We start from the raw sequence: 21,350 nt of genomic DNA on the forward strand, positions 1-21,350 counted from the left end.
GGAGGCGTCTTTCAAAATGGATAAGATACTCATCGTAGATGATACTAATGCTGTTCTGCAGGCGCTTTCTCTTTTATTAGAGATTCATGACTATGAAGTGATAACAACGTCATCTCCTGAACAAGCCATACATATCGTCAATCAATTGAGAGTGTCCTTAGTCATTCAAGATATGAATTTTACTGCTGACACTACATCTGGCTTAGAAGGTGAAACATTATTTCATGAGTTAAGAAGGCTCAATCCTAAACTGCCTATTATTTTAATTACCGCGTGGACCGATTTAGAACAAGCAATTGAATTGGTCAAAGCGGGTGCGGCCGATTACATTGCAAAACCATGGGACGATCAGAAACTACTTACCAGTGTATCTAATTTGATTGCTTTGGGTAAATCCCAACTACACAGTGAGAAATTAAGTAGAATTGAAAATCAACAAGCGCCCAGCAAAGACATCGCCGAGTCTGTTGGCTTGATATACGCCAGTGCAAATATGCAAAGAGTCATTGATATGGCAATACAAGTCGCAAAGTCGGATATATCTGTTTTAATAACGGGCGCCAACGGCGCGGGAAAAGAGAAAATAGCTGAACTTATCCAAGCCCAATCCCCCTTAAATGATAAGCCTTTTATCAAAGTAAATTGCGGTGCATTGCCAGCGGATTTGATTGAAGCTGAGCTTTTTGGTGCCAAATCAGGCGCATATACTGGCGCAACAAAGGATAGAATCGGCCGATTTGAAGCTGCTGATGGTGGCACGCTTTTCTTAGATGAAATCGGTAATTTATCGTACTCGGGACAAACGAAATTATTAAGAGTGATACAAACAGGTCAGTTCGAAAAACTAGGCTCTGTGGAAACCCAAACTGTTAACGTCAGAGTCGTGTCTGCCACTAATTCAGATTTACACGAAGCAATAGCGCAAGGGACATTCAGAGAAGACTTATATTATCGATTAAATGTAATTGAATTACAGCTACCGCCATTATCAAAACGCATCGACGATATTATGGTCTTAGTCGCGCATTTTCTTCCTAATAGACAGCTTAGTCTATCTGCCGAACAAGCCTTAATACACTACGCTTGGCCTGGAAATGTAAGAGAGCTTGAAAATGCATGCAAACGTGTGGCGGTATTAAAGCCACAAGGCATAATAGAAGCTGAAGACTTTATGTTACAAACGCTTATGTCAGATAGTAACAAAGAGGCAGAAAAACCAGACACTGTGGAGCCTGATAAAATGATGCTTGAGCTTGCCATGAGAGAACATCAAGGGGTAATTGCTAGAGTGGCGCGTCAATTTGGTATGAGCCGCCAGGCTTTATATCGCAGGTTAAGTAAATTCGACATTGAATACTAGGGACGTTTTATGCGGGTAAATATCGTTGTCAGAGTTTGGCTTATTACACTTAGCTGCACACTGATTGGTTTAGTACCCAGTGTTTATTTTTTACCTTGGAATTTATCTCAAAAGTTAGTACTTGTGCTTGCTGTGGTTTGCGTAGTTATATTCCTGACACACATATCCACTAAACATATCCAAGAAGGACTAAGCGCGCTTGAAGTAGGTCTATTAAATTTAAAAGACTCTGAATTCTCCACTACCTTGGTATATGACAAAGATGATGAATTAGGTAAATTATGTGGTTTATATAATCAAACAGTCAGCCATCTTCGAACGGAAAAACATTGGCTATATCAAAGAGAGTTACTTTTAGACAAAGTTACGCAAGGTTCTCCTGAGGTATTATTTTTAGTCAATGACCGGCAACAGATCGTGTTTAGTAATATTGCTGCTCGTCATTTTTTTAAAAACTTTAAGGTGCTTGAAGGCATGCACGTAGATGATTTATTAAGGGGCGCTGATCCTGGCGCTGCACAAATTATCAAGGACGGGAAAGAGGGACTATTTAGCATCACGCCACAAGAGCAAGAGCCACAAACATGGCATATGTCCAAAGGGCAATTTTTATTGAATAACCAAACTCATCATTTGTTTATTCTTAAACAAATGACTCGTGAATTAAGCCGCCAAGAAGTCGCTGTATGGAAAAAAGTAATACGAGTGATTAGCCATGAGCTTAATAACTCATTGGGCCCTATTTCATCTATGTTGCACAGCGGACGTATCCTAAGCCTAAAGGTAGATGAAAATCGCCTTGCCAGAGTATTTTCAACTATAGATGAGCGGATAAAACACCTAAGTGAGTTCGTTCAGGGTTATGGTAAGTTTGCTAAGATTCCTGAACCTAAAGTCGAACGTGTGGACCTATTGCCCGTATTTAAACAACTTGCGCAGCAATGGCCTTTTACCTATGACAAAGCGCTCAATGTGAGTATATCTGCCGATCCCAGTCAGCTAGAACAACTACTAATAAACTTGCTTAAAAACGCCCACGAATCGGGCTCGTCGCTAGATCAAATATCGGTGCATGTAAACACAAAGGAAAATAATACGGTGTTAAGTGTAAGTGATGCAGGAAAAGGGGTTGCAGCTGCACAATTAAATAGTGTGTTAATCCCTTTTTATTCAACTAAAACAAATGGCAGCGGATTAGGTTTGGCATTATGCCGTGAAATCGTTGATGCGCACCATGGACATATTTCACTCAATAACAAAGAAACAGGCGGACTCACTGTACGAGTGAGCTTCCCAAACTATGCATATAAGCACAATAGTGATGACTCTCCAGCCATAAAGTAACCGCCTTATTACACATAAAAAAACCGCCATATCAAAATATGGCGGTTTCTAAGTATCAGCTAAAGCGTAATTTTACTCTACGCTTGCTGGCGCCAATGTCTCAGTGATAACTGTATCAATAACGTGTATTACGCCATTGGTAGTATAGATATCAGTGGTAATCACATTAGAACCTTGGATTTGTAAAGATACTTGTGCTTGCTTGGCCGTGAACCAAACGTCACCTGCACCTTCACCATTCATGTCACCCGCTTGGGTATCATTAGCGAAGAAATACAAAGGTCTGCCTTGGAAAGCGGCTTGGAATGAACCATCATCACGCTCAATTGTGCTTAGGCACTGGTACGCCACTTACTGTTTCATCAGTGACTAATACTGGCGGCCAATTAGTTGCACATGCGTCATTACAAACAGAACCCGCTGTACCTAGGTCGTTGTCAAATGTGTATAAGGTAAAACCAGGGTTAGCTGAGCCCATACCACCAACTAACATTTCGTTTGCTGCATCATAAGCAACTTCGGCATTTTCATCATCAACAGACTGAGTAAAGTTAACAAGATTTACCGTTACGTCATTTTCAGCAACAGTATCTACGCTGCCGCCATTTGCCGCATAAGCCTGCAGTGCAGTAACTTCACCTACCACAACGTGCTGTAGAAGAACCCCTGATAGTGCATCAACATCCATTAGTAAGCCATCTAATGCTGAATCTTCAATCTTATCAAAAGCTGCATTGGTCGGTGCAAATACTGTAAACGTTGCGTCTTCGTCTGCTAAGGTGTCAACTAAATCTGCGGCTTGTAGAGCAGCAACAAGTGTTGAGAAATCATCATTAGCAAGCGCTGTTTCAGCAATATTCAAAGTAGGCTCGCCGCGCATAGATGGTGGCAAGATAACTTGGTCAATCACATGGATAACGCCATTGTTTGCAACAACATCTGTTGAAGAAACCGCAGAAGCGTTTACATACAAGGTTGAATCAGTGAAGCTCAAGGCTGCATCTTGTTCGTTAGCCATGCCAATTATGTTATCATCAGACTGAGCAACAGTAACTGCTGCATCTTGTAATACTGCAGAACCTGCAATGACATGATATAGCAGAATGTCGCTTAGTGTATCGGTGTCATTTAAAAGCGCATCGATTGTATCTTGCCCAAGTAAGGCAAACGCTTCGTTAGTTGGTGCAAACACAGTAAATTGCGTGCCACTCTCATCAGCAAGCGTTTCGTCAAGACCAGTTGCTTGTAAAGCCGCTACTAATGTACTAAAGCTATCGTTTTGAACAGCAACCTCAACAATGTTTTCGCCCGCTGGTGGTACAACAACATCAGCTACAACGACCATATCAATCACGTGAATAACACCATTTGATGCATAGACATCTGGTGTTGTGACATTAGCGCCGCCAAACGTTAGGCGGTCATTATTAGTGTTAACACTTAATGGAATTTCAGCACCTGACACAGTTGCTACGTCGTTGCCTGCTAAGGTATACGCAGTAAGTGAATCTACAGTTGCGTTAGGCACAACGTGTTGAAGTAAAATAGCTTCAAGCACTTCTGGATTTTCACTCAATGATGTTAATACATCTTCACCTAACATTTCGAATGCAGCATCGGTAGGAGCAAACACAGTAAACTCAGCATCAGGATTGGTGAGGGTGTCAACCAAACCAGCTGAGGTTAAAAGCTCTGCCAATGTCGTGAAGCTTCCTGCAGCAACCGCTGTCTCAACGATGTTTGCAGTTGGTTCGCCACGCTCGGCTGGAATACTAAGCACAGCATCAATTACGTGTATGATACCGTTAGATGCCTGAATATTAGTAAAGGTAACTGACACGCCATTGACTAATAGCTCGTCACCTAACAGCGTTAAAGCAATGTTAGCACCGTTAACTGTTTCTACCGTAGTGCCGGCTGCCGCTATCGCAGCGTCCGCATCAACCTCACCAGCTAAAACATGATAAGTTAAAATACTAGATAAGGTGTCGGTGTCATTTAGCAACGCTTGGATAGTATCTTGACCCAACAAGTCAAAAGCTTCATCTGTTGGTGCAAATACTGTAAAAGTAGCTGAAGTATCAGATAAAGTAGCATCTAAACCAGTTGCTTGTAACGCAGCAACCAAGGTACTAAACCCTGCGTTATTTTGAGCAACATCTACAATTGTGCCTGCAGACTCTGGTACTTCTGGAACAACTGGAACTGGGTCATCGCTATCGCTGCCACACGCTTGCAGCATAAATACTGAAAACGCGACCGCGATTAATTTTGTACTTAATTTCATTTTGTTAACTCCGTCATGGTATTTGGATGTACCACTAGATTTACGCCATGCAAAAAAAATAGTTCAGGCTTTAAAAATGAAAAAAAGTTTAGAAAAGAAATATGTGGCGAAGCGCCTGTAAATAATAGCGTTAGTGATTTTATTACAATTTTTTAACGTTTGAACCAGACAAGACAACAGGGTTTATTTCGTTGCCGATCAGCAACACAATGAAGCACAAAAACAAAGACGCGAACAAAAATTACTGAGTTAATTAACCTTTAGTATCTAACTTAAGATGATTATTAAAAGAATGTTTCAGCAAAACAAACAAACTAATATTGCTTAGTATGATAATAAATAGAGCCGGCAAGCCGCCTAAACTATTCATCATTCTAATACCGTCTAAACTGGCAAAACTAATCATCACCCATGAAATAGTGCCAATGGTTATTCCCCAAATAAATTTTAACTTTGTGCTACTTTGGCTATTGTCATCTTCTAGCGGATCTGACGAACAACAAAGGCGACTCATCGCATCAGTGTTTGAATCTGCCGCAGTAACAAACGAAATAAAGGTAATAAAAATAAGTAAGATAGACATAAGAGCACTAAATGGAAGTTCATCAAACAACATATAAATGAGTGATTCTGGGCCTTTTTCAAGTAACGACAGATGAAACGCGCCTTGTAGTAAATCATCAAAATACAAAGCTGCACCAGAGAGTGTTGACATCCATATGATCGCGCACAATGATGGCAAAATTAAATTAACAAAAATAAACTGCCTAACCGTGTAGCCTCGGGCTATGCGCCCTAAAAATAATGCAGCGATGGGTGCCCACGCGTACCAATTTGCAAAGTAAAAGACTGTCCATTCGCGCGACCAATCATCTTGTGGTGCAGTTAATTCATTGGTACTACGTGCAAGAAAACTTGCTACATACTCTTGCACACCGTCAAGTCCATTGCTCACAATAAATGCACTTGGACCCAGCACAAATACAAACACGCAAAAGAAAAGAAAAATATACGCATTGGCACTTGATAGCCTTGCTATCCCTTTATGTAAACCACTCACTGCAGAAAAAACAAATGAAAATACAATCAAGGCGGCAACGCATGCCATCATAATTTTACCATTGGAGATACCTATCTGCGCTTCGATACCACCGCTTAATACTAAAATTCCGGTACCTAAAGATGAGGCCATTCCTGCCACAAGTGCAAAAAGTGCAATAGCATCTATTACCCCAGCACTTTTCATGGCCACGTTATCGCCAATCGCTGGCGCTAAAATCGAACCAATCGTAAAAGACTTGTTTAGATTGTAATAACAAAGCGCAAAGACCAAAGACGGTACGCAATAAATTGCATAGGGCGAAAACGACCAATGCATAAACATGGTCGCCATCGTAAACGATAGGGTTTCTTGTGAGTTAGCTACTAGATTTAATGATTCAGGAGGCGAATACATATGAAACATAGGTTCAGCTACGGCCCAAAAAAGAATACCCGTTGCTAGGGTTGTGCAGAGCGTGACAGAGAACCAACGCCATTTTGACAATAAAGGTTTAGCTTGCTTCCCCCTATCTTTATTTTTCCCAGTGGGGAGAAAAATACAACTACAAGACTCACAAGCAAAGCAAGTGTTGCGTAACTAAACAGCCAATCGAAATGAACTAAAATCCATGTATTTATTGCTGTCATACTTGACAAAAACGTGTCGATATCGATAAAGCTGAACATTACTGCCACCATTAGTAAGGTAAATGGTGGCCAGAAGACGCCCTTTCTCATCGCAAGTATATTAGAAGTAGCGGTGTTATTCATAGTGATGCTGAAGTGACTCACAAGATGCTAAATTGAGGCAAAGACCTCTTAAAGCTCATTATTATTATCTTGCTATCATGCATCAATAAATATCAAATCGCTAGTGAACTCTCTAAACCTTTAATTAAGGGCCTTATTTACTACCAAAAACATCATTGAGATAAGGCTTTATTAATTTTCTTTATTAGCGCGTTGTGTATTTCTTTTATGTTCTTATCTTCGCTTGCGCTTACTAGTGAAATAGCCTCAGATGCTTTGGCATACAGGCCTAATTTATAATATAGACCTGATAACCTCAAATTTGCCCAGTCCAATGAAGGTAGTCCATGCATATCTATTGTTGTGCTGGCATACATGTGAATATAACGATTCAAATGCTCAATACCATCGTTCATTTGCAGCTCGCTTAAAAGCGCAATTCTACCAATTTGATAATGGCTGTTAAGCAAATTATATTGCTTATTTTCATGCTCTTTTACTCGCTCAGTGCTAAGTTTAGCTTTGTCACTTAACTCACCAATTTCGATTTGGCTACTTGCCACTAAGCTTGATATTGCCGATTGATAATCCTTATTCATTAAATACAGACTCGACAGTTGTGCATATAAACTAAATGAGTTTGGAAATTGCTGTAAGCCTTCTTCTAAGATCTGAGCAGCTTTGTCACCCTCATCAATCGATTGATGATAAGCAGCTAGCGCAGCAGCACCCATTTCTTTATCAATCGCATCGATTGCCTTTGCTTGAACCAGTGCCAATTCAGGATCACCACCGGCAATCGACGGCGCAGCAAGATAAAATTGCATCAGCCCTCGTCGATATTTGGGAATGTCAGGTGCAAGCGTAACTGCTTTTTGTAAACTGTTTAAGGCCTTCTTTGCATAAGAAAAAGCACTGAATATGCTATTTTGTGCTTGTTGACCCATTATATCCGCATGAAGTAAATACATATCTGGATTGTTAGGAAATGATGCTATCGCAGTATCAACCACTTCTTCTGCTTCATCTAAATCTTTTCGAGCAAGGCTATAAATGTATAGAGTATAATGCTCTGGCGTAAATTCTGCTCTGTCCCATTTATCTAAGGTGTAAATAAGACGAGAAAAATCCTCTTTCTTGTATAGATCTTGTAAATTTTCTAGTGAGTCTTGAGTAGCATTGACTCCGCTGACCCACGCCATAGCAAGAAATAAAAAACCAGTCGTCACGTTAGCTCTTTTATAAACGTCCCTTTTTGTAAATAACATCTTCTTTTCCTTTAATAATGACAAGCTCTTGGTTAAGTCAGGTGATTTGTCACAAAGTTCATTTATTAATGATCGCAAGGTCGATGCATGGTTAAGGATTATCTCTTATGCGTTGACTTAAAGATGTTTAGCGCACTATGATAATGGTACTACCAGTGCACAGTGCAGAGTATTTTATGAGCATCATTTTATATGCGATTCCAGGCTTTTTTTCCTCATTGGCTTGGAGCTAATCGCGGAAAAAATCAGAAAAACTCGTTATTATCGAGTTAATGACGCATTGACCAGTTTAAGTATTGGCGTGCTAAGTCGCATGATTGGTGTACTAAAGGCTTTAGTTCCTTTGACTTTTTATGTGCTGATTTATGAGCACTACTCGATATTTAACTTACCAAACACATGGTGGATATGGTGTGCTGCCTTTGTCCTATACGACTTTTTGTATTATTGGAACCACCGCTTTGGTCATGAAGTTAGTTTGTTTTGGGCGGCGCATGTTGTGCATCATTCAAGCGAAGACTACAACTTAACGACAGCACTACGCCAAAGTTCTGGTAGCTTCTTTAATTTTATCTTTTTCCTCCCATTGGCCTTGATTGGTCTTGATCCAGTTGTATTGATATCAGTGGCATCTATTAATCTTGTTTATCAATTTTGGGTACATACACAGCATCTACCCAAATTAGGATGGATGGAATGGTTTTTTGTCACTCCATCGAATCACAGAGTTCACCACGCTCAAAACCAAATTTACCTAGACCGCAATTATGGCGGCGTCTTTATTGTGTGGGACCGTCTATTTGGTAGTTTTCAAGAAGAACTAGAATCAGAAAAGCCGATTTATGGTGTACGTAAAGCGCTCAAAAGCTGGAATCCTTGTTATGCCAATTTACAAGTTTATAAACAGCTTTGCTTCGATAGCCTATATACCAAACGATGGACAGATAAAGTAAAAGTATGGTTAGGTCCCACCGGTTGGCGACCTGAAGATGTCGCAAAATCACACCCCATAGAAAAAGTCGATTTAACGCGGTTTACGGCATATCACACTACAATAAGCACCACTGCAAAAGCGTACTGTATTTTACAATACATCATTAATGCATCAATTGGTGTTTTCTTAATGATGCATACCCATACACTTTTATTGAGCCAGCAAATTATAATCGCCTTATTTGTTGTTATGGCCAGCATCAATACAGCTTGGCTAATGGAGCATAAAACACAGGCTATTTATATAGAGTGGATTAAGAATATACTCTTAGGGGGTAGCCTGATGTATTTTGCGCAATCAAGCGTGCTGGGCACTACACTGCCAATACTAGCCGTTTCTGTGTCGATTTTGCTCTATCTGCAACTGCAAAATAAACAAACGCCTTCAAACGAAAATCAGCCTTTGAGCGAGCGAGATGAGCTCGAAATATAAATAAACTGTTCAATATTTATACATACATAAGACTAATGGCTATATATCATCAAGATAAATAGCGAGCATTGATTATATAGATACATCCGCTTAAGCCTTGATATTAAACGCTTTTTATATCTAAATGCTCACTAGCATCACCTAATGAATCTTCTTTGTTTACATTTTTTAAACATATCTTTTACTTTTTACACCAATGTTTGCTAAATTAAGCTGGTCTGCCCTGTTCTGTATTTAAGATTTCATCAGCTCTTGAGCACATTTTGACCTTGGGTAGCAAGATAAAAATAAAAACACACCTTTGTATTATTATGAGAACACATTATGAGTCGAGAACTGTCGCAAAAATTTACCCCTAAACGATTAGCCGTGCTTGTTGCCCTCTCGTTAGGCTTTATGGCCAACGTTACTAGCGCACAAGAAACCCAAGGAGCACAAGACGCTGAGAGTGATCTCGAAGTCATTATGGTTAGTGCTTCTAAACGAACTACTGGCCTTCAAGAAACGCCTATCGCGATTTCTGTTACTAGTGCAGAAGACATTGAACAAACTAAAGTGTTAGATATAGGCGATTTACAAAGTATCGTTCCAACACTTCGTGTAACGCCATTGCAGCGCTCGACCAATACTAACTTTTCGATTCGTGGTTTTGGTAACGGAACAAACAATACCGGTATCGAGCCTTCTGTAGGCGTATTTATTGACGGCGTGTATCGCTCAAGAGCCGCAGCTCAAATTGGTGATTTACCAAGACTTGAACAGGTTGAGATATTATCTGGTCCACAAAGCACATTATTTGGTAAAAACGCCTCAGCTGGTGTTATCAATGTAAGAACCGCAGCACCTTCATACAGTTTAGAAGGGAAAACTGAAGTAACTGTTGGTAACTATAATCAGCGCATCATCAAAGGTTACATCACCAATGGCATCACTGACGAGTTAGCTTTTAGTATTTCTGGAGGCTTTAATAAGCGTGACGGTTTTACAGAAAGTGTGGTTGGTTTAGACGACTTAAACAATCGTGATCGCTGGAATATTCGTGGTCAGGCATTATATGAGCCAAACGAAGATGTTACAGTACGCTTTATCGCAGACTACAGCGAAATCGATGAAAGATGTTGTACAGTTGCCGATGTGATCAATGGCCCAACAACTGCAGCAGTTAGAGCGCTAGGTGGTGTTGTACTAGAGACTGATGACCCATTTGCATATGAGTCTGCACTAAACAATGATTCGGTTAATACTGTTGATGATGGCGGTGTATCGCTTCAAGTAGATGTTGACTATGACAGCTTTGCGTTTACTTCAATCACTGCATTTCGTAATAACAAATCAGGCTACTTCTCGGATGTTGATTACACATCTTTAGATATCCTGACAGAAGATGGTCGCACAGACATTGACACCTTTACTCAAGAGTTTCGCTTAACATCAAGTGGCGATAACACCTTTGATTGGATGGTAGGTGGTTTCTACTTTGATGAGCAAGTTGATACTGGTGATACTTTATTTTATGGGGCGGGCACACGTCCATTCTTTGATGTGCTTGGTTTTGGCGCCTTATTCCCTAATGTTGAGCCCTTATATGGCCTAGCACCTATGGTACTTTCTTTGCTGCAGGCCCTCAAATTGATACTAATTTCCAACAAGACAATACCGCGTATTCGTTTTTTGTTAGCTTAGATTACGATTTGACCGAACAATTAACCGCTACACTTGGTTTAAGCTACACAAACGATGAAAAAGATGTTGATATCCAGCAAACCAACACCGAAGTGTTATCAGGTATAGATTTCAACAGTACGCCAACTGGTTTAGGTGTGCCACTTTCTTTGATTCCACCTTTAGCACCGTTTATTCCTACATTGCAAAGCGTGCAATTTTTACCTCAACAACTTATTTTCCCAAATGAGATTGAAGATGGTAATAGTAATGACAGTGATACTACCTGGAGTGTCCGTTTAGCCTATGAACTTAACCGAAACGTTAACTTCTTTGCTACTGCTGCAACAGGCTTTAAGGCAACATCTTGGAACTTATCAAGAGACACACGTCCATTCCCTGGCGACCAAGCAGCGCTTGAATCTGCAGGCCTAACACAAAACAACCAAGGCTATGGTACTCGTTTTGCTGGACCTGAAGAGAGTAAAGTGTACGAGCTAGGAATGAAAACACGTTTCAGAGACGGTGCATTCAATGTCACATTGTTCGATCAAACCATTGAAGGTTTCCAATCAAGTACTTTCGTAGGAACAGGTTTTGTATTGGCTAATGCTGGTCAACAATCAACAAAAGGTATTGAGTTTGACTCTGTGTACAGACCAACTGATAACTTAGATTTGACCTTCGCTGGTATTATTTTGGACCCAATTTATGACTCGTTTGAGGGCGCCTCTGGTATTAATGGCCCAATTAGCTTAACCGGTCAGCAACCCTTTGGTATCCATGAGCGCAGCTTTAATCTTGGTGCAACATATAACTACGATTTAGACAACGGCATGTTTGGTTATGTGCGTGTTGATTATCAATACGAAAGCGAAATTGAGTTAGTATCTAACGTTCCACCTGAATTAACGCGTGAAGTTAGCACTGTTAACGCAAGTGCAGGCCTGAACTTTGATAATGGATTTGCGATGCAAATTTGGGTACGTAACCTAAATAACGATGAGTACTTCTTATCGGCATTCCCACCTCCGATTCAAGGTGGAAGCTTTAACGCTTATCCTAACCAACCTCGTTTATTTGGTTTGTCAGTTTCTTACGAATTTGACTAAGCTTATATATAGTAATGTAAAGGCAGCCAGTGGCTGCCTTTTTTATATGCAAAAAAAATTAGCCATTTAAACCTTTGCGGTCTTTATAGCGACTAAGAGTATATGAACCCAATAAAAAAGACTCAGTTTTGCTAGCAGGTATACCTGTAGCAGGGCTTAATTTACAGTCCCAGCCCGACGCTATTGAGCAAATGCTTATCGCGAATGCCGCTGCGGGCGACATAAATGCTTACCAATCAATTTATAACATGCATGTTGGTAAAGTCTACGGATTGTGTTTGAGGTTATGCGCAGACAAAAACTTGGCTGAGGATGCAACACAAGAAGTCTTCATCCAAGTATGGAAAAGTCTACCAAAATATGAAGCCAAAAGTCGGTTTTCAACCTGGCTGCATAGTATTGCTAGCAATGTGACAATTTCGTACATGCGTAAACAAAAATCGTGGTGGCAACGCATGCTCAGCATAGAGGCAAGTGATATCGAGAACACACTGCTAGCACAAGATTTGTCACATACGCAACTTGAGAAATGGATTTTGAGACTACCCGAAAGAGCACGCATGGTATTTGTACTATATGCCATTGAAGGCTACCGTCATGAAGAAATTAGCGAGCTTTTAGATATAGCAGTAGGGACAAGTAAAGCGCAATTATCCCGAGCCAAAAACCTAATTGAAGGGTGGATGAATGAATAACGATAAACGAGCATCTTTAGATGAGCATATCAATACATTTAATCGTGAAAAACAGCCCGATAAAGACCTATGGGTTGGCATAGAGCGACATATTGCCAAAACAGATATGCAGCCGAGAAAGGCGCCGACAGTTCATTTCGCTTTGGCAGCAGGTATCGCTGCGCTGGCGATTATAGGGCTTATTAGCTTTCAAAGCGGGCAAATGAGTAATGGCTATGAATTAGTTAATGCGATGAGTGAACAGCATACGAAAACCAAAAATGCACTGTTGATAAATTTTGAGGGAACGCAAGCCACAACAGAAAACTGGCAACAGCAATTAAACGACCTCGATAACGCTGCGTTAGCAATAAAACAAGCGCTTAAGAACGAACCTAACAATGCTGCTTTGTTGCAGATGCTAAAACAAGTGCATCAGCAACAAATAAGTCTAATCGAACGCGTTCATGCACCTGCATGGCAACGAATATAATAGGACAACAATATGAAATCATATACTAAAACACTCTCATTACTGGGGATTTTTGCCTTACTTATCAGTTACGCTGCAATAGCCAATACATTAGCAGGACCAATTGACAAGACTCTTGATGTTGATAGCCAAAGTATTATTGAAATTAAGCATGTTTCTGGAAAAGTAAAGATTATCGGTTGGAGCGAGTCGAAGGTTCAGGTTACCGGTACCCTTGGGGAGCGAACAGAAGAATTTACGTTTGAAAGAGACGGAAAGAAAGTCGTTATCTTGGTAGAAGTAGAAAAAGACTCCGGTTATTGGAAAACCATGAAACAAGATGGTGATGATTTAACTATATATGTTCCTCAAAACAGTAAAGTAGATTATCACTCGCCCAATGCACAGGCACAAGTCAGCCAAATATATGGAGGCACCACGATTAATATGGTAAACGGTGACCTAAGCGCTAATGATTTGAAAGGCAAGATGCACTTAACTACTGTTAACGGTGATATTGATGCACAAAACCTTGAAGGTGAATTAGTACTTAACTCAGTTAACGGCGATATAGAAGCGACGCAGAACCTTGGTGATACCGTTCGCTTAGGCACAGTCAACGGCGACATAAGCTTGCGTGCTTCAGCCTCGCAAATTAGTGCCGAAACAGTCAATGGCGATCTTAGATTTACCCTCCAAGATGTTTCTGAATTAAACACCAGCACAGTCAATGGCGACGTAAACATGACCATGAATTTACTTGATGGTGCAACGGTGAAAAGTAGTTCTGTAGGTGGAGATATTGATTTAATATTCCAAGAGGATGTCCAAGCGAAGTTTGATATTGAAGCGCATGCTGGCGGCAGTATCAAAAACAACATTACACAGCAAAAAGCATCTAAAGCAGAATATGGCCCTAGAAAGTGGCTTAACTTCTCAACCGGCCAACCAAGCTCTTGGGTAAACGCCTCAACGGTCAATGGCAGCATCACCGTAGATACACAATAATATAACGATTGTTTTCCCTTTAAACAGCGCCTTCATGACTCATCATCAAGGCGCTTTTTTTATGAACTTTAGGTCTTTAATCAAGGTAATAACAAGCATGTGATCAACCAATAAAACTGATAATATCCGTATTAGATTACGGTCAATATTAAGAGAGCTTGTTAGTGAGTAAAATACACGTTTTACATGAAAATAATGAATGGACTGCCCATTTGGTTAAGCGACTTGAAGAGCTTAAGTTACCGTTTGAATTATGGCACCTTGATGAGGGCAGTTTTGATCTAAGTGAAGAACCCCCACAAGGTGTTTTTTATAACCGAATGAGCGCTTCTTCACACACTCGTAATCATCGGTATGCGCCCGAATATGCCGAAGCTATTCTGGCTTGGCTTGAAAGACATGAGCGAAAAGTTGTCAATGGCAGTCGAGCGTTGCGACTAGAAGTCAGTAAAGTCAATCAATATATGGCACTCAATGATGCAGGTATTATCACCCCTAAAACAGTGGTAGCCGTGGGTAAGTCTCGTATTATTGAAGCGGCAGAAAAACTAAATATCGATTCTTTTATTACAAAGCATAATCGTGCGGGCAAAGGCCAAGGAGTTCAATTATTTCATTCACTAGAAGCCTTGGACGAATATCTAAACAGTTCTAATTATGACGCACCCGTTGACGGTATCACCTTAGTCCAGCAGTATATTCGTTCTCCACAGCCATATATCATAAGGCATGAGTTCATCGGTGGTAAGTTCTTTTACGCGGTAAAAGTAGATACCTCTGAGGGATTTGAGCTTTGCCCTGCTGATGCATGTTCGATTGACGACATGTTTTGCCCAAGTGATGGCGCCCAACAAGCAAGCCAAGCTAAATTTGAGATCTTAACAGACTATCAACCAGACTTTATTGGTCATTACGAAGCGTTTTTACAAAAAAATAATATCCAAGTCGCAGGAATTGAAGCAATATTAGATGAAAAAGGGGTAAGCTACGCTTACGATGTAAATACAAATACAAATTATAATTCGGATGCTGAACACATCAGTAATCAATTCGCGATGCTTGCGCTAGCAAAATACCTTGGCCAGTTTATATAGTCCATATAAGCCAGCAATACCTAACAATAGGAGTTAGTTTACATGTCACAAATAAAGGTTTTAAGCCCCCAAGAAATCTGTGCAATACCATTTCAGACCCTGACTTTGAGTATAGAAAACGAAATTGCACACATAGTGCTTAGCCGGCCAGACGCATTAAATAGCATGATAAAAGAGTTTTGGTATGAGCTACCAGAGTGCGTAAATATGGTAGATGATAATTCAGCCGCACGAGTGATTGTAATTAGCTCACAAGGTAAACATTTTTCTGCTGGTATGGATTTATCTGTGTTTACTGATATGGCTAAGAATGTCAAACAAGAAGCCGCAAGACGCTCAGAACAAATGCGAAGAGGGATATTAGAGCTACAAGATGCATTTAACGCCTTAGAGAATGTCCGAATCCCGGTCCTTGTGGCTATTCAAGGCGGTGCGATTGGTGGTGCTGTTGATATGGTATGTGCATGTGATAGCCGTTATTGCACAAAAGATGCGTTTTTCTGCATAAAAGAAACACAACTTGGAATGACTGCAGATGTAGGTACCTTGCAACGTATAGGTCAACTGATGCCACCAGGTTTGGTTCGTGAACTTGCTTTTACAGGACGAAACATGGACAGTCACGAAGCGCTTCAAAGCGGATTTGTTAATCAAGTTTTTGAAGACCAAGCCAGTATGTTAGCTGGTGTGATGAACTTGGCAATGCAAATAGCAGCAAACTCTCCTATTGCAGTAAATGGCACAAAAGAGATGCTTAATTACAGCCGCGATCATAACACTGAAGATAGCTTAAACTATATGGCAACATGGAATGCATCGATGCTGCAAATGACAGATGTACAAGAAGCCATGAGTGCCGGTGCACAAAAGCGCCTGCCCGAATATGAAGCCTTATTACCAAAGCACCATCATATGAAATAAGTTTTTGGTCTTTATAGAAAAGCACCAAATTGTTGTTTTACTCATTCACTCATGCTATGTTGCACTGCACAATAAATAGCAATATCCGCGTTTATTGTGTAGTGAATGGCATCCCCTCTCACGCAATATAATAATAATGACCTTTTCTAAAAGGCATCCCACCTAACGACCGAGTTTGTGCAGTCACATTTATGTGCATTGCTAGTCAATATGCTTCAATGTAAGGAATTAGTATGAGCATACTCGTGTTCGTGAAAGAACAATCTGATGCTGAACGTCGGATTGCGATTCTTCCAGACAACGTAAAACAATATATCCGCTTAGGTGCAAGTATCTTGGTTGAAAGTGGTATTGGACAAGCCATAGGTTTGGATGATGAGGCTTTTAGTGACATTGGCGCGACGGTATTTACCGACAAAGCAGCAGCCCTAAAACAAGCTGATGTTATTCTCAGCGTAAAAGCGTTGCCTTTAGACGAGCTTATTTTAAGCCGCACAAAAACCTGTAGTGTAAGTTTTTTTGACCCCTTTAATCATCCCGAAGTAATTAAGGCTTTGTTAGAAAGTGGTCATTCGAGTTTAAGTATGGAGATGATCCCCAGAAGCACGCGCTGCCAGAAAATGGATGCTTTAAGCTCTCAAGCAAGCTTAGCGGGTTACGTCATGGTATTACAAGCCATGAACAAACTTCCCAAAAGTTTACCCATGATGATGACGCCAGCAGGTACTTTAAAACCGGCAAAAGTGTTTATTATTGGTGCGGGAGTAGCGGGTCTTCAAGCGATTGCGACAGCAAAGCGGATGGGCGCAAGTGTTATTGCTTATGACACTCGACCAGAAGTGGCGCAGCAAGTGCAATCCTTAGGGGCAAAATTCCTTGAAATAGATTTAGGTAATACCGAATCGACAAGTCAAGGGTATGCAAAAGCCTTGACTGAGCAACAACTTCAATCGCAGCAAGATGCGCAAGCAGATTGCATCGCCCAAGCTGATATCGTCATCACCACCGCCCAGTTGTTTGGACGCAAACCTCCTGTTTTAATCAAAAATGATGTCATTAAAAGAATGAAGCCTGGTTCGGTGATTGTCGACATGGCAGCACAAGATGGGGGTAACGTAGAAGCGTCTATATCTGGCCAAATTATTGATTTTGAGGGTGTTTGTATTATTGGCACAGGTGATTGGGCTAGCCAAGTCGCCATAGATGCCAGCCAAATGTACGCTAACAACTTATATGCGCTGATTGAAGACATTTGGGACCACGACACAAAGTCTATCAACATAGACCCTCAACATGAGGTGCTTAGCGCTGCACTTATCACCCATCAACATGCTTTGGTAAATCCTATCTTAAAATCTCAATACAACCAGAAGGACGCATAATGTCTTATATTTATTTAGCAATGATCCTTATGCTTGCCATATTCTTGGGCTTTGAATTGATTCGTAAAGTCCCTGCCACTTTGCATACACCATTGATGTCTGGCGCTAACGCGGTCTCGGGAATCACCTTAATTGGTGCCTTTGTATTTGCTGGCTCTGAGCATAATATTTTGTCGCAGATTCTCGGCTCCATCGCAGTATTTTTAGCCACTATCAATGTTGTCGGCGGGTATCTAGTGACAGATAGAATGCTTGCTATGTTCAAAGCAAAAGGAGACAAAAATGCAAAATGAACTGATTATTAATGCAGTATATGTCTTAAGCGCTACTTTATTTATTTTGGGTTTAAAATTATTGGGACACCCAGCAAGCGCCCGAAAAGGCAACCTTCTATCAGCTTTGGGCATGTTAATTGCGATTTGTGTAACACTCATCGATAAACAAATCATTGCGTATCAATTCATTGCAATCGCCATAGTGTTAGGCGCCATAGTAGGCATTGTTATCGCTAAAAAAGTCCAGCTTACTTCTATGCCTGAGCTAGTGTCCCTGCTAAATGGTGTGGGCGGGTTAGCAAGTTTAGCCGTTGCCCTTGTGATGCTAATGACACAATCACTACCGATTTATGTTGTAGTAATTTTGCTGATGGCTATTGCAATAGGTGGCGTAACCTTTACAGGCAGCTTGGTGGCATGGTCTAAACTTAGTGGCAAACTTAGTAGTTTAATCAAAACTAAAGCGATGGTATTTAAAGGTCAGGCCTTTGTAAATGGCTTTTTACTTGTGGTAATTATCGGCTTAGCTTACGCGATTAGCAATGATGCTAACCATCTATTGCTAGTCTTGTGCTTTGTTGGTTTATGCTTGGTGCTGGGTATCATGTTAGTAATACCAATTGGCGGCGCTGATATGCCAGTTGTCATTTCACTACTTAATAGCTACTCAGGGCTTGCTGCATGCGCGGCAGGTATGGCAATGAATAACAATTTGTTGATTGTAGCCGGCGCGCTTGTGGGCGCAAGTGGCATCATACTAACAAGCATCATGTGCAAAGCCATGAACCGCTCACTAAACAATGTGTTATTTTCCGGCTTCCAAGCTGTTTCAGACCAATCAATTAAGATAGAAGGTGAAGCCAAAGCAATGTCATCAGAAGATGCGTATTATGTCCTAGAAGCTGCACAATCAGTGCTTGTTATTCCAGGATATGGCATGGCAGTAGCACAAGCACAACATGCCATGAAGGAGCTACAAAATCTTTTAGAAGAAAATGGTGCGCAGCTTGTATATGGGATACATCCAGTAGCCGGCAGAATGCCAGTACCATATGAATGTCCTTTTAGCTGAAGCTGATGTTCCTTATGAATTATTACTAGAAATGGATGAAGTTAACCCAAGAATGGAAACTTTCGATGTTGCCATAGTTATTGGGGCAAATGATGTTGTTAATCCAGCCGCGCGGGAAATGCAAGGTAGTCCTATTTATGGCATGCCGATTATTAATGCTGACTTAGCAAAGAATGTATTTGTGTTAAAACGAGGCATGGCATCAGGGTTTGCTGGTATCGATAACCCACTTTTCTTTAAGGAGAATACGCGAATGATTTTTGGCGATGCCAAAGACACAATTAACAGTATTATTCGTCAGTTTTCTGATTAAGATATCTGGGGCCCGAGTGAATACGCTCGGGTCTTTTTTATCACCAATATTGACGATAACCATCCCTATTTTTTGTCAAGCTTGTTACACTAAAGTCCACTTATGACTTATTTAAGATCCCTATGACAAGTCCTTTAGCCCAAACCTTACCGCTGAAATGCGGCGCAATCCTACCAAATAGACTAGGCAAAAGTGCCATGACTGAAGGACTAGCTGACTCATTCGACAGACCAACTGGGCAACTAAACGTACTTTATGATACTTGGTCTCGCGGTGGCACTGGACTGTTAATTACAGGGAACGTAATGGTCGATAAGCGCTACCTCGAAAGAGCAGGTAATATGGTTTTAGAAGATGAATCATCTATCTCGCTGTATCAAGATTTAGCGCGTGCAGCACAAATTAATGGTAATCATTGTTGGGTTCAACTTAACCATCCTGGCAGGCAATGTCCACGGATGGTTAATGCTAAACCTCTTTCACCGTCAAACGTTCAATTATCAATGTTGGGTAATTTTGCGAAGCCAAGAGCGATGAGCGAAACGGATATTGATGAGGTAATCAATCGATTTATCACCAGCGCAGATTTAGTGAAGCAAGCAGGTTTTAAAGGTGTACAAATACACTGCGCACATGGCTACCTACTGAGTCAATTTTTATCTCCTATCACCAATCAACGCACTGACCAATGGGGCGGGAGCATAGAAAATCGAGCTCGCATCATCAGGCATATTGTACAAGGTGTGCGAGCTAAAGTGGGTGATAATTTTCCAATTGGGGTCAAACTCAATTCGGCTGACTTTCAAAAAGGAGGTTTCACGCTTGAAGAATGCTCACAAGTAGCCGCATGGCTTGCTGCAGATTCTATCGACCTTTTAGAAATATCTGGTGGCACATATGAACAACTTAGTCTATTGGGTGTTGAAGCAAAAGATGTCCGAGAAAGCACACGTAAACGCGAAGCGTATTTCATCGAATATGCCAAACAAATAAAAGAAACATGCGATATTCCACTGATGGTGACAGGTGGGTTTAGAAGTCGAGAAGTCATGGAAAATTCGATTAGTAGCAATGAAATAGATATGGTTGGTTTAGCTCGTCCACTTTGTACACAAACAAACTGTTCGTCTTTGCTAATAGAGCAATCTATTGACACAATTGACGATTTCGAACAAAAACTTGTATTAGGAACCGGGCTCCTTGGAAATAATAGTAGTATCAGCCTAATCAAAGCAATCAATGGTTTTGGACAAGTAGGCTTTTATTATTGGCAAATAATTCGACTGTCAAAAGGCCTAGCACCCCAAACATCATTGGGTGTATTTAGCGCTTTTATTAAACATATTATTAATGACGCTAAACTTGCCATTAGACGCAAAAAAGTCCGTCATCGTTAGCAGTATAGATATTATTCAGAGTCTGGCTCAGGATAGAAACACTCTATTGTCATTTCAGATATGGATGGTGTGACGTTAGCCATGATAAACCAATATTTATCGCCTACAGGGCCTGATAGCTCCCTATCATAGAGGCCGCTAGTCTCAACACGCTCAAAAACTAGATCTTCATTAAAAAAAACACCGTTGCGATTATTCAAAAGAGCCTGATAGCTGCGGTCTGCTACCATTTGAAGTTTCATTGGCCCTTTTTCATTTTCTATTTTACAAGCAATATTACCTTGAGGCCCCATCAAAATGCTTTGCGTCCATTGTCGTTGAGGCATCACCATACTGGACGAAGATACTACTAGATTATTCGCATTTTGAGCTACTACGAGACTAGGAGCTAATGGTGTAAAAAGTAAAAAAACAAGCACCACGATGGAGACTGGTCTAGCACTTGTGACTAAAGAAAACATAAAAACACCTTAGCTGAGCTATTATTTATTG

15 protein-coding genes and 3 pseudogenes are annotated in these 21,350 nt (G+C 40.7%); 14 read left to right on the top strand and 4 right to left on the bottom strand.

Going from position 1 to position 21,350, the window contains the following annotated elements; all coding sequences use genetic code 11:
* Positions 1-16: 16 nt before the first annotated feature.
* Together ACZ1G6_RS15175 and ACZ1G6_RS15180 are read left to right on the top strand one after the other, a co-directional pair.
* On the top strand, positions 17-1,360 hold the full coding sequence (locus ACZ1G6_RS15175) for a sigma-54-dependent transcriptional regulator (RefSeq protein WP_472617057.1): 1,344 nt from the start codon (positions 17-19) through the stop codon (positions 1,358-1,360).
* 9 nt (positions 1,361-1,369) lie between these two features.
* Positions 1,370-2,704 (top strand): sensor histidine kinase, encoded by a 1,335-nt coding sequence (locus tag ACZ1G6_RS15180; protein WP_472617058.1) that lies wholly within the window; start codon positions 1,370-1,372, stop codon positions 2,702-2,704.
* A 72-nt stretch (positions 2,705-2,776) separates the two neighbouring features.
* Here the strand turns inward: ACZ1G6_RS15180 and ACZ1G6_RS15185 are convergent.
* The 3 genes and pseudogenes from ACZ1G6_RS15185 to ACZ1G6_RS15195 all read right to left on the bottom strand — a co-directional run bounded on the left by ACZ1G6_RS15185 (position 2,777) and on the right by ACZ1G6_RS15195 (position 8,050).
* Positions 2,777-4,991, bottom strand: a pseudogene (locus ACZ1G6_RS15185) (fasciclin domain-containing protein).
* Positions 4,992-5,244: 253 nt separating this feature from the next.
* Positions 5,245-6,803: pseudogene (locus tag ACZ1G6_RS15190) on the bottom strand (BCCT family transporter).
* 152 nt (positions 6,804-6,955) lie between these two features.
* Complete coding sequence (locus ACZ1G6_RS15195) at positions 6,956-8,050, bottom strand: tetratricopeptide repeat protein (RefSeq protein WP_472617059.1); 1,095 nt, start codon at positions 8,048-8,050, stop codon at positions 6,956-6,958.
* Positions 8,051-8,330: 280 nt separating this feature from the next.
* Here ACZ1G6_RS15195 and ACZ1G6_RS15200 point away from each other — a divergent pair, with 280 nt between their 5' ends.
* From ACZ1G6_RS15200 to ACZ1G6_RS15255, 12 genes and pseudogenes are all read left to right on the top strand, one after another.
* Positions 8,331-9,476, top strand: coding sequence for a sterol desaturase family protein (locus ACZ1G6_RS15200; RefSeq protein WP_472617060.1), 1,146 nt, complete (start codon positions 8,331-8,333; stop codon positions 9,474-9,476).
* A gap of 324 nt (positions 9,477-9,800) precedes the next feature.
* Positions 9,801-11,159, top strand: a complete 1,359-nt coding sequence (locus ACZ1G6_RS15205; RefSeq protein ID WP_472617061.1) for a TonB-dependent receptor — start codon at positions 9,801-9,803, stop codon at positions 11,157-11,159.
* Positions 11,105-12,250 carry a TonB-dependent receptor domain-containing protein gene (locus tag ACZ1G6_RS15210; protein ID WP_472618999.1) on the top strand — a complete coding sequence of 382 codons (1,146 nt, stop codon included), beginning with the start codon at positions 11,105-11,107 and terminating at the stop codon, positions 12,248-12,250. Before ACZ1G6_RS15205 ends, ACZ1G6_RS15210 begins: the two co-directional genes overlap by 55 nt.
* A 191-nt stretch (positions 12,251-12,441) precedes the next feature.
* Entirely contained in the window at positions 12,442-12,945 is a 504-nt protein-coding gene (locus ACZ1G6_RS15215) for an RNA polymerase sigma factor (RefSeq protein WP_472619000.1), read from the top strand.
* Complete coding sequence (locus ACZ1G6_RS15220) at positions 12,938-13,417, top strand: hypothetical protein (RefSeq protein ID WP_472617062.1); 480 nt, start codon at positions 12,938-12,940, stop codon at positions 13,415-13,417. The genes ACZ1G6_RS15215 and ACZ1G6_RS15220 overlap by 8 nt, the downstream gene beginning before the upstream one ends.
* 12 nt (positions 13,418-13,429) lie before the next feature.
* Positions 13,430-14,404 (top strand): DUF4097 family beta strand repeat-containing protein, encoded by a 975-nt coding sequence (locus tag ACZ1G6_RS15225; protein WP_472617063.1) that lies wholly within the window; start codon positions 13,430-13,432, stop codon positions 14,402-14,404.
* Positions 14,405-14,568: 164 nt separating this feature from the next.
* A complete protein-coding gene (locus tag ACZ1G6_RS15230) occupies positions 14,569-15,498 on the top strand; it encodes an ATP-grasp domain-containing protein (protein WP_472617064.1) in 930 nt (309 codons plus the stop codon).
* Between the two features lie 42 nt (positions 15,499-15,540).
* Positions 15,541-16,419 carry a crotonase/enoyl-CoA hydratase family protein gene (locus ACZ1G6_RS15235; protein ID WP_472617065.1) on the top strand — a complete coding sequence of 293 codons (879 nt, stop codon included), beginning with the start codon at positions 15,541-15,543 and terminating at the stop codon, positions 16,417-16,419.
* A gap of 233 nt (positions 16,420-16,652) precedes the next feature.
* A complete protein-coding gene (locus ACZ1G6_RS15240; RefSeq protein WP_472617066.1) occupies positions 16,653-17,801 on the top strand; it encodes an NAD(P) transhydrogenase subunit alpha in 1,149 nt (382 codons plus the stop codon).
* Positions 17,801-18,094, top strand: a complete 294-nt coding sequence (locus ACZ1G6_RS15245; protein ID WP_472617067.1) for an NAD(P) transhydrogenase subunit alpha part 2 — start codon at positions 17,801-17,803, stop codon at positions 18,092-18,094. The genes ACZ1G6_RS15240 and ACZ1G6_RS15245 overlap by 1 nt, the downstream gene beginning before the upstream one ends.
* A pseudogene (locus ACZ1G6_RS15250) lies at positions 18,084-19,461 on the top strand (NAD(P)(+) transhydrogenase (Re/Si-specific) subunit beta). Before ACZ1G6_RS15245 ends, ACZ1G6_RS15250 begins: the two are co-directional and overlap by 11 nt.
* A gap of 122 nt (positions 19,462-19,583) precedes the next feature.
* A complete protein-coding gene (locus tag ACZ1G6_RS15255) occupies positions 19,584-20,858 on the top strand; it encodes an NADH:flavin oxidoreductase/NADH oxidase family protein (protein ID WP_472617068.1) in 1,275 nt (424 codons plus the stop codon).
* An 11-nt stretch (positions 20,859-20,869) separates the two neighbouring features.
* Here ACZ1G6_RS15255 and ACZ1G6_RS15260 read toward each other — a convergent pair whose 3' ends face one another.
* Positions 20,870-21,319 (bottom strand): hypothetical protein, encoded by a 450-nt coding sequence (locus tag ACZ1G6_RS15260; protein ID WP_472617069.1) that lies wholly within the window; start codon positions 21,317-21,319, stop codon positions 20,870-20,872.
* Positions 21,320-21,350 lie beyond the last annotated feature (31 nt).

It is taken from the genome of Glaciecola sp. HA4-3, assembly GCF_055693685.1.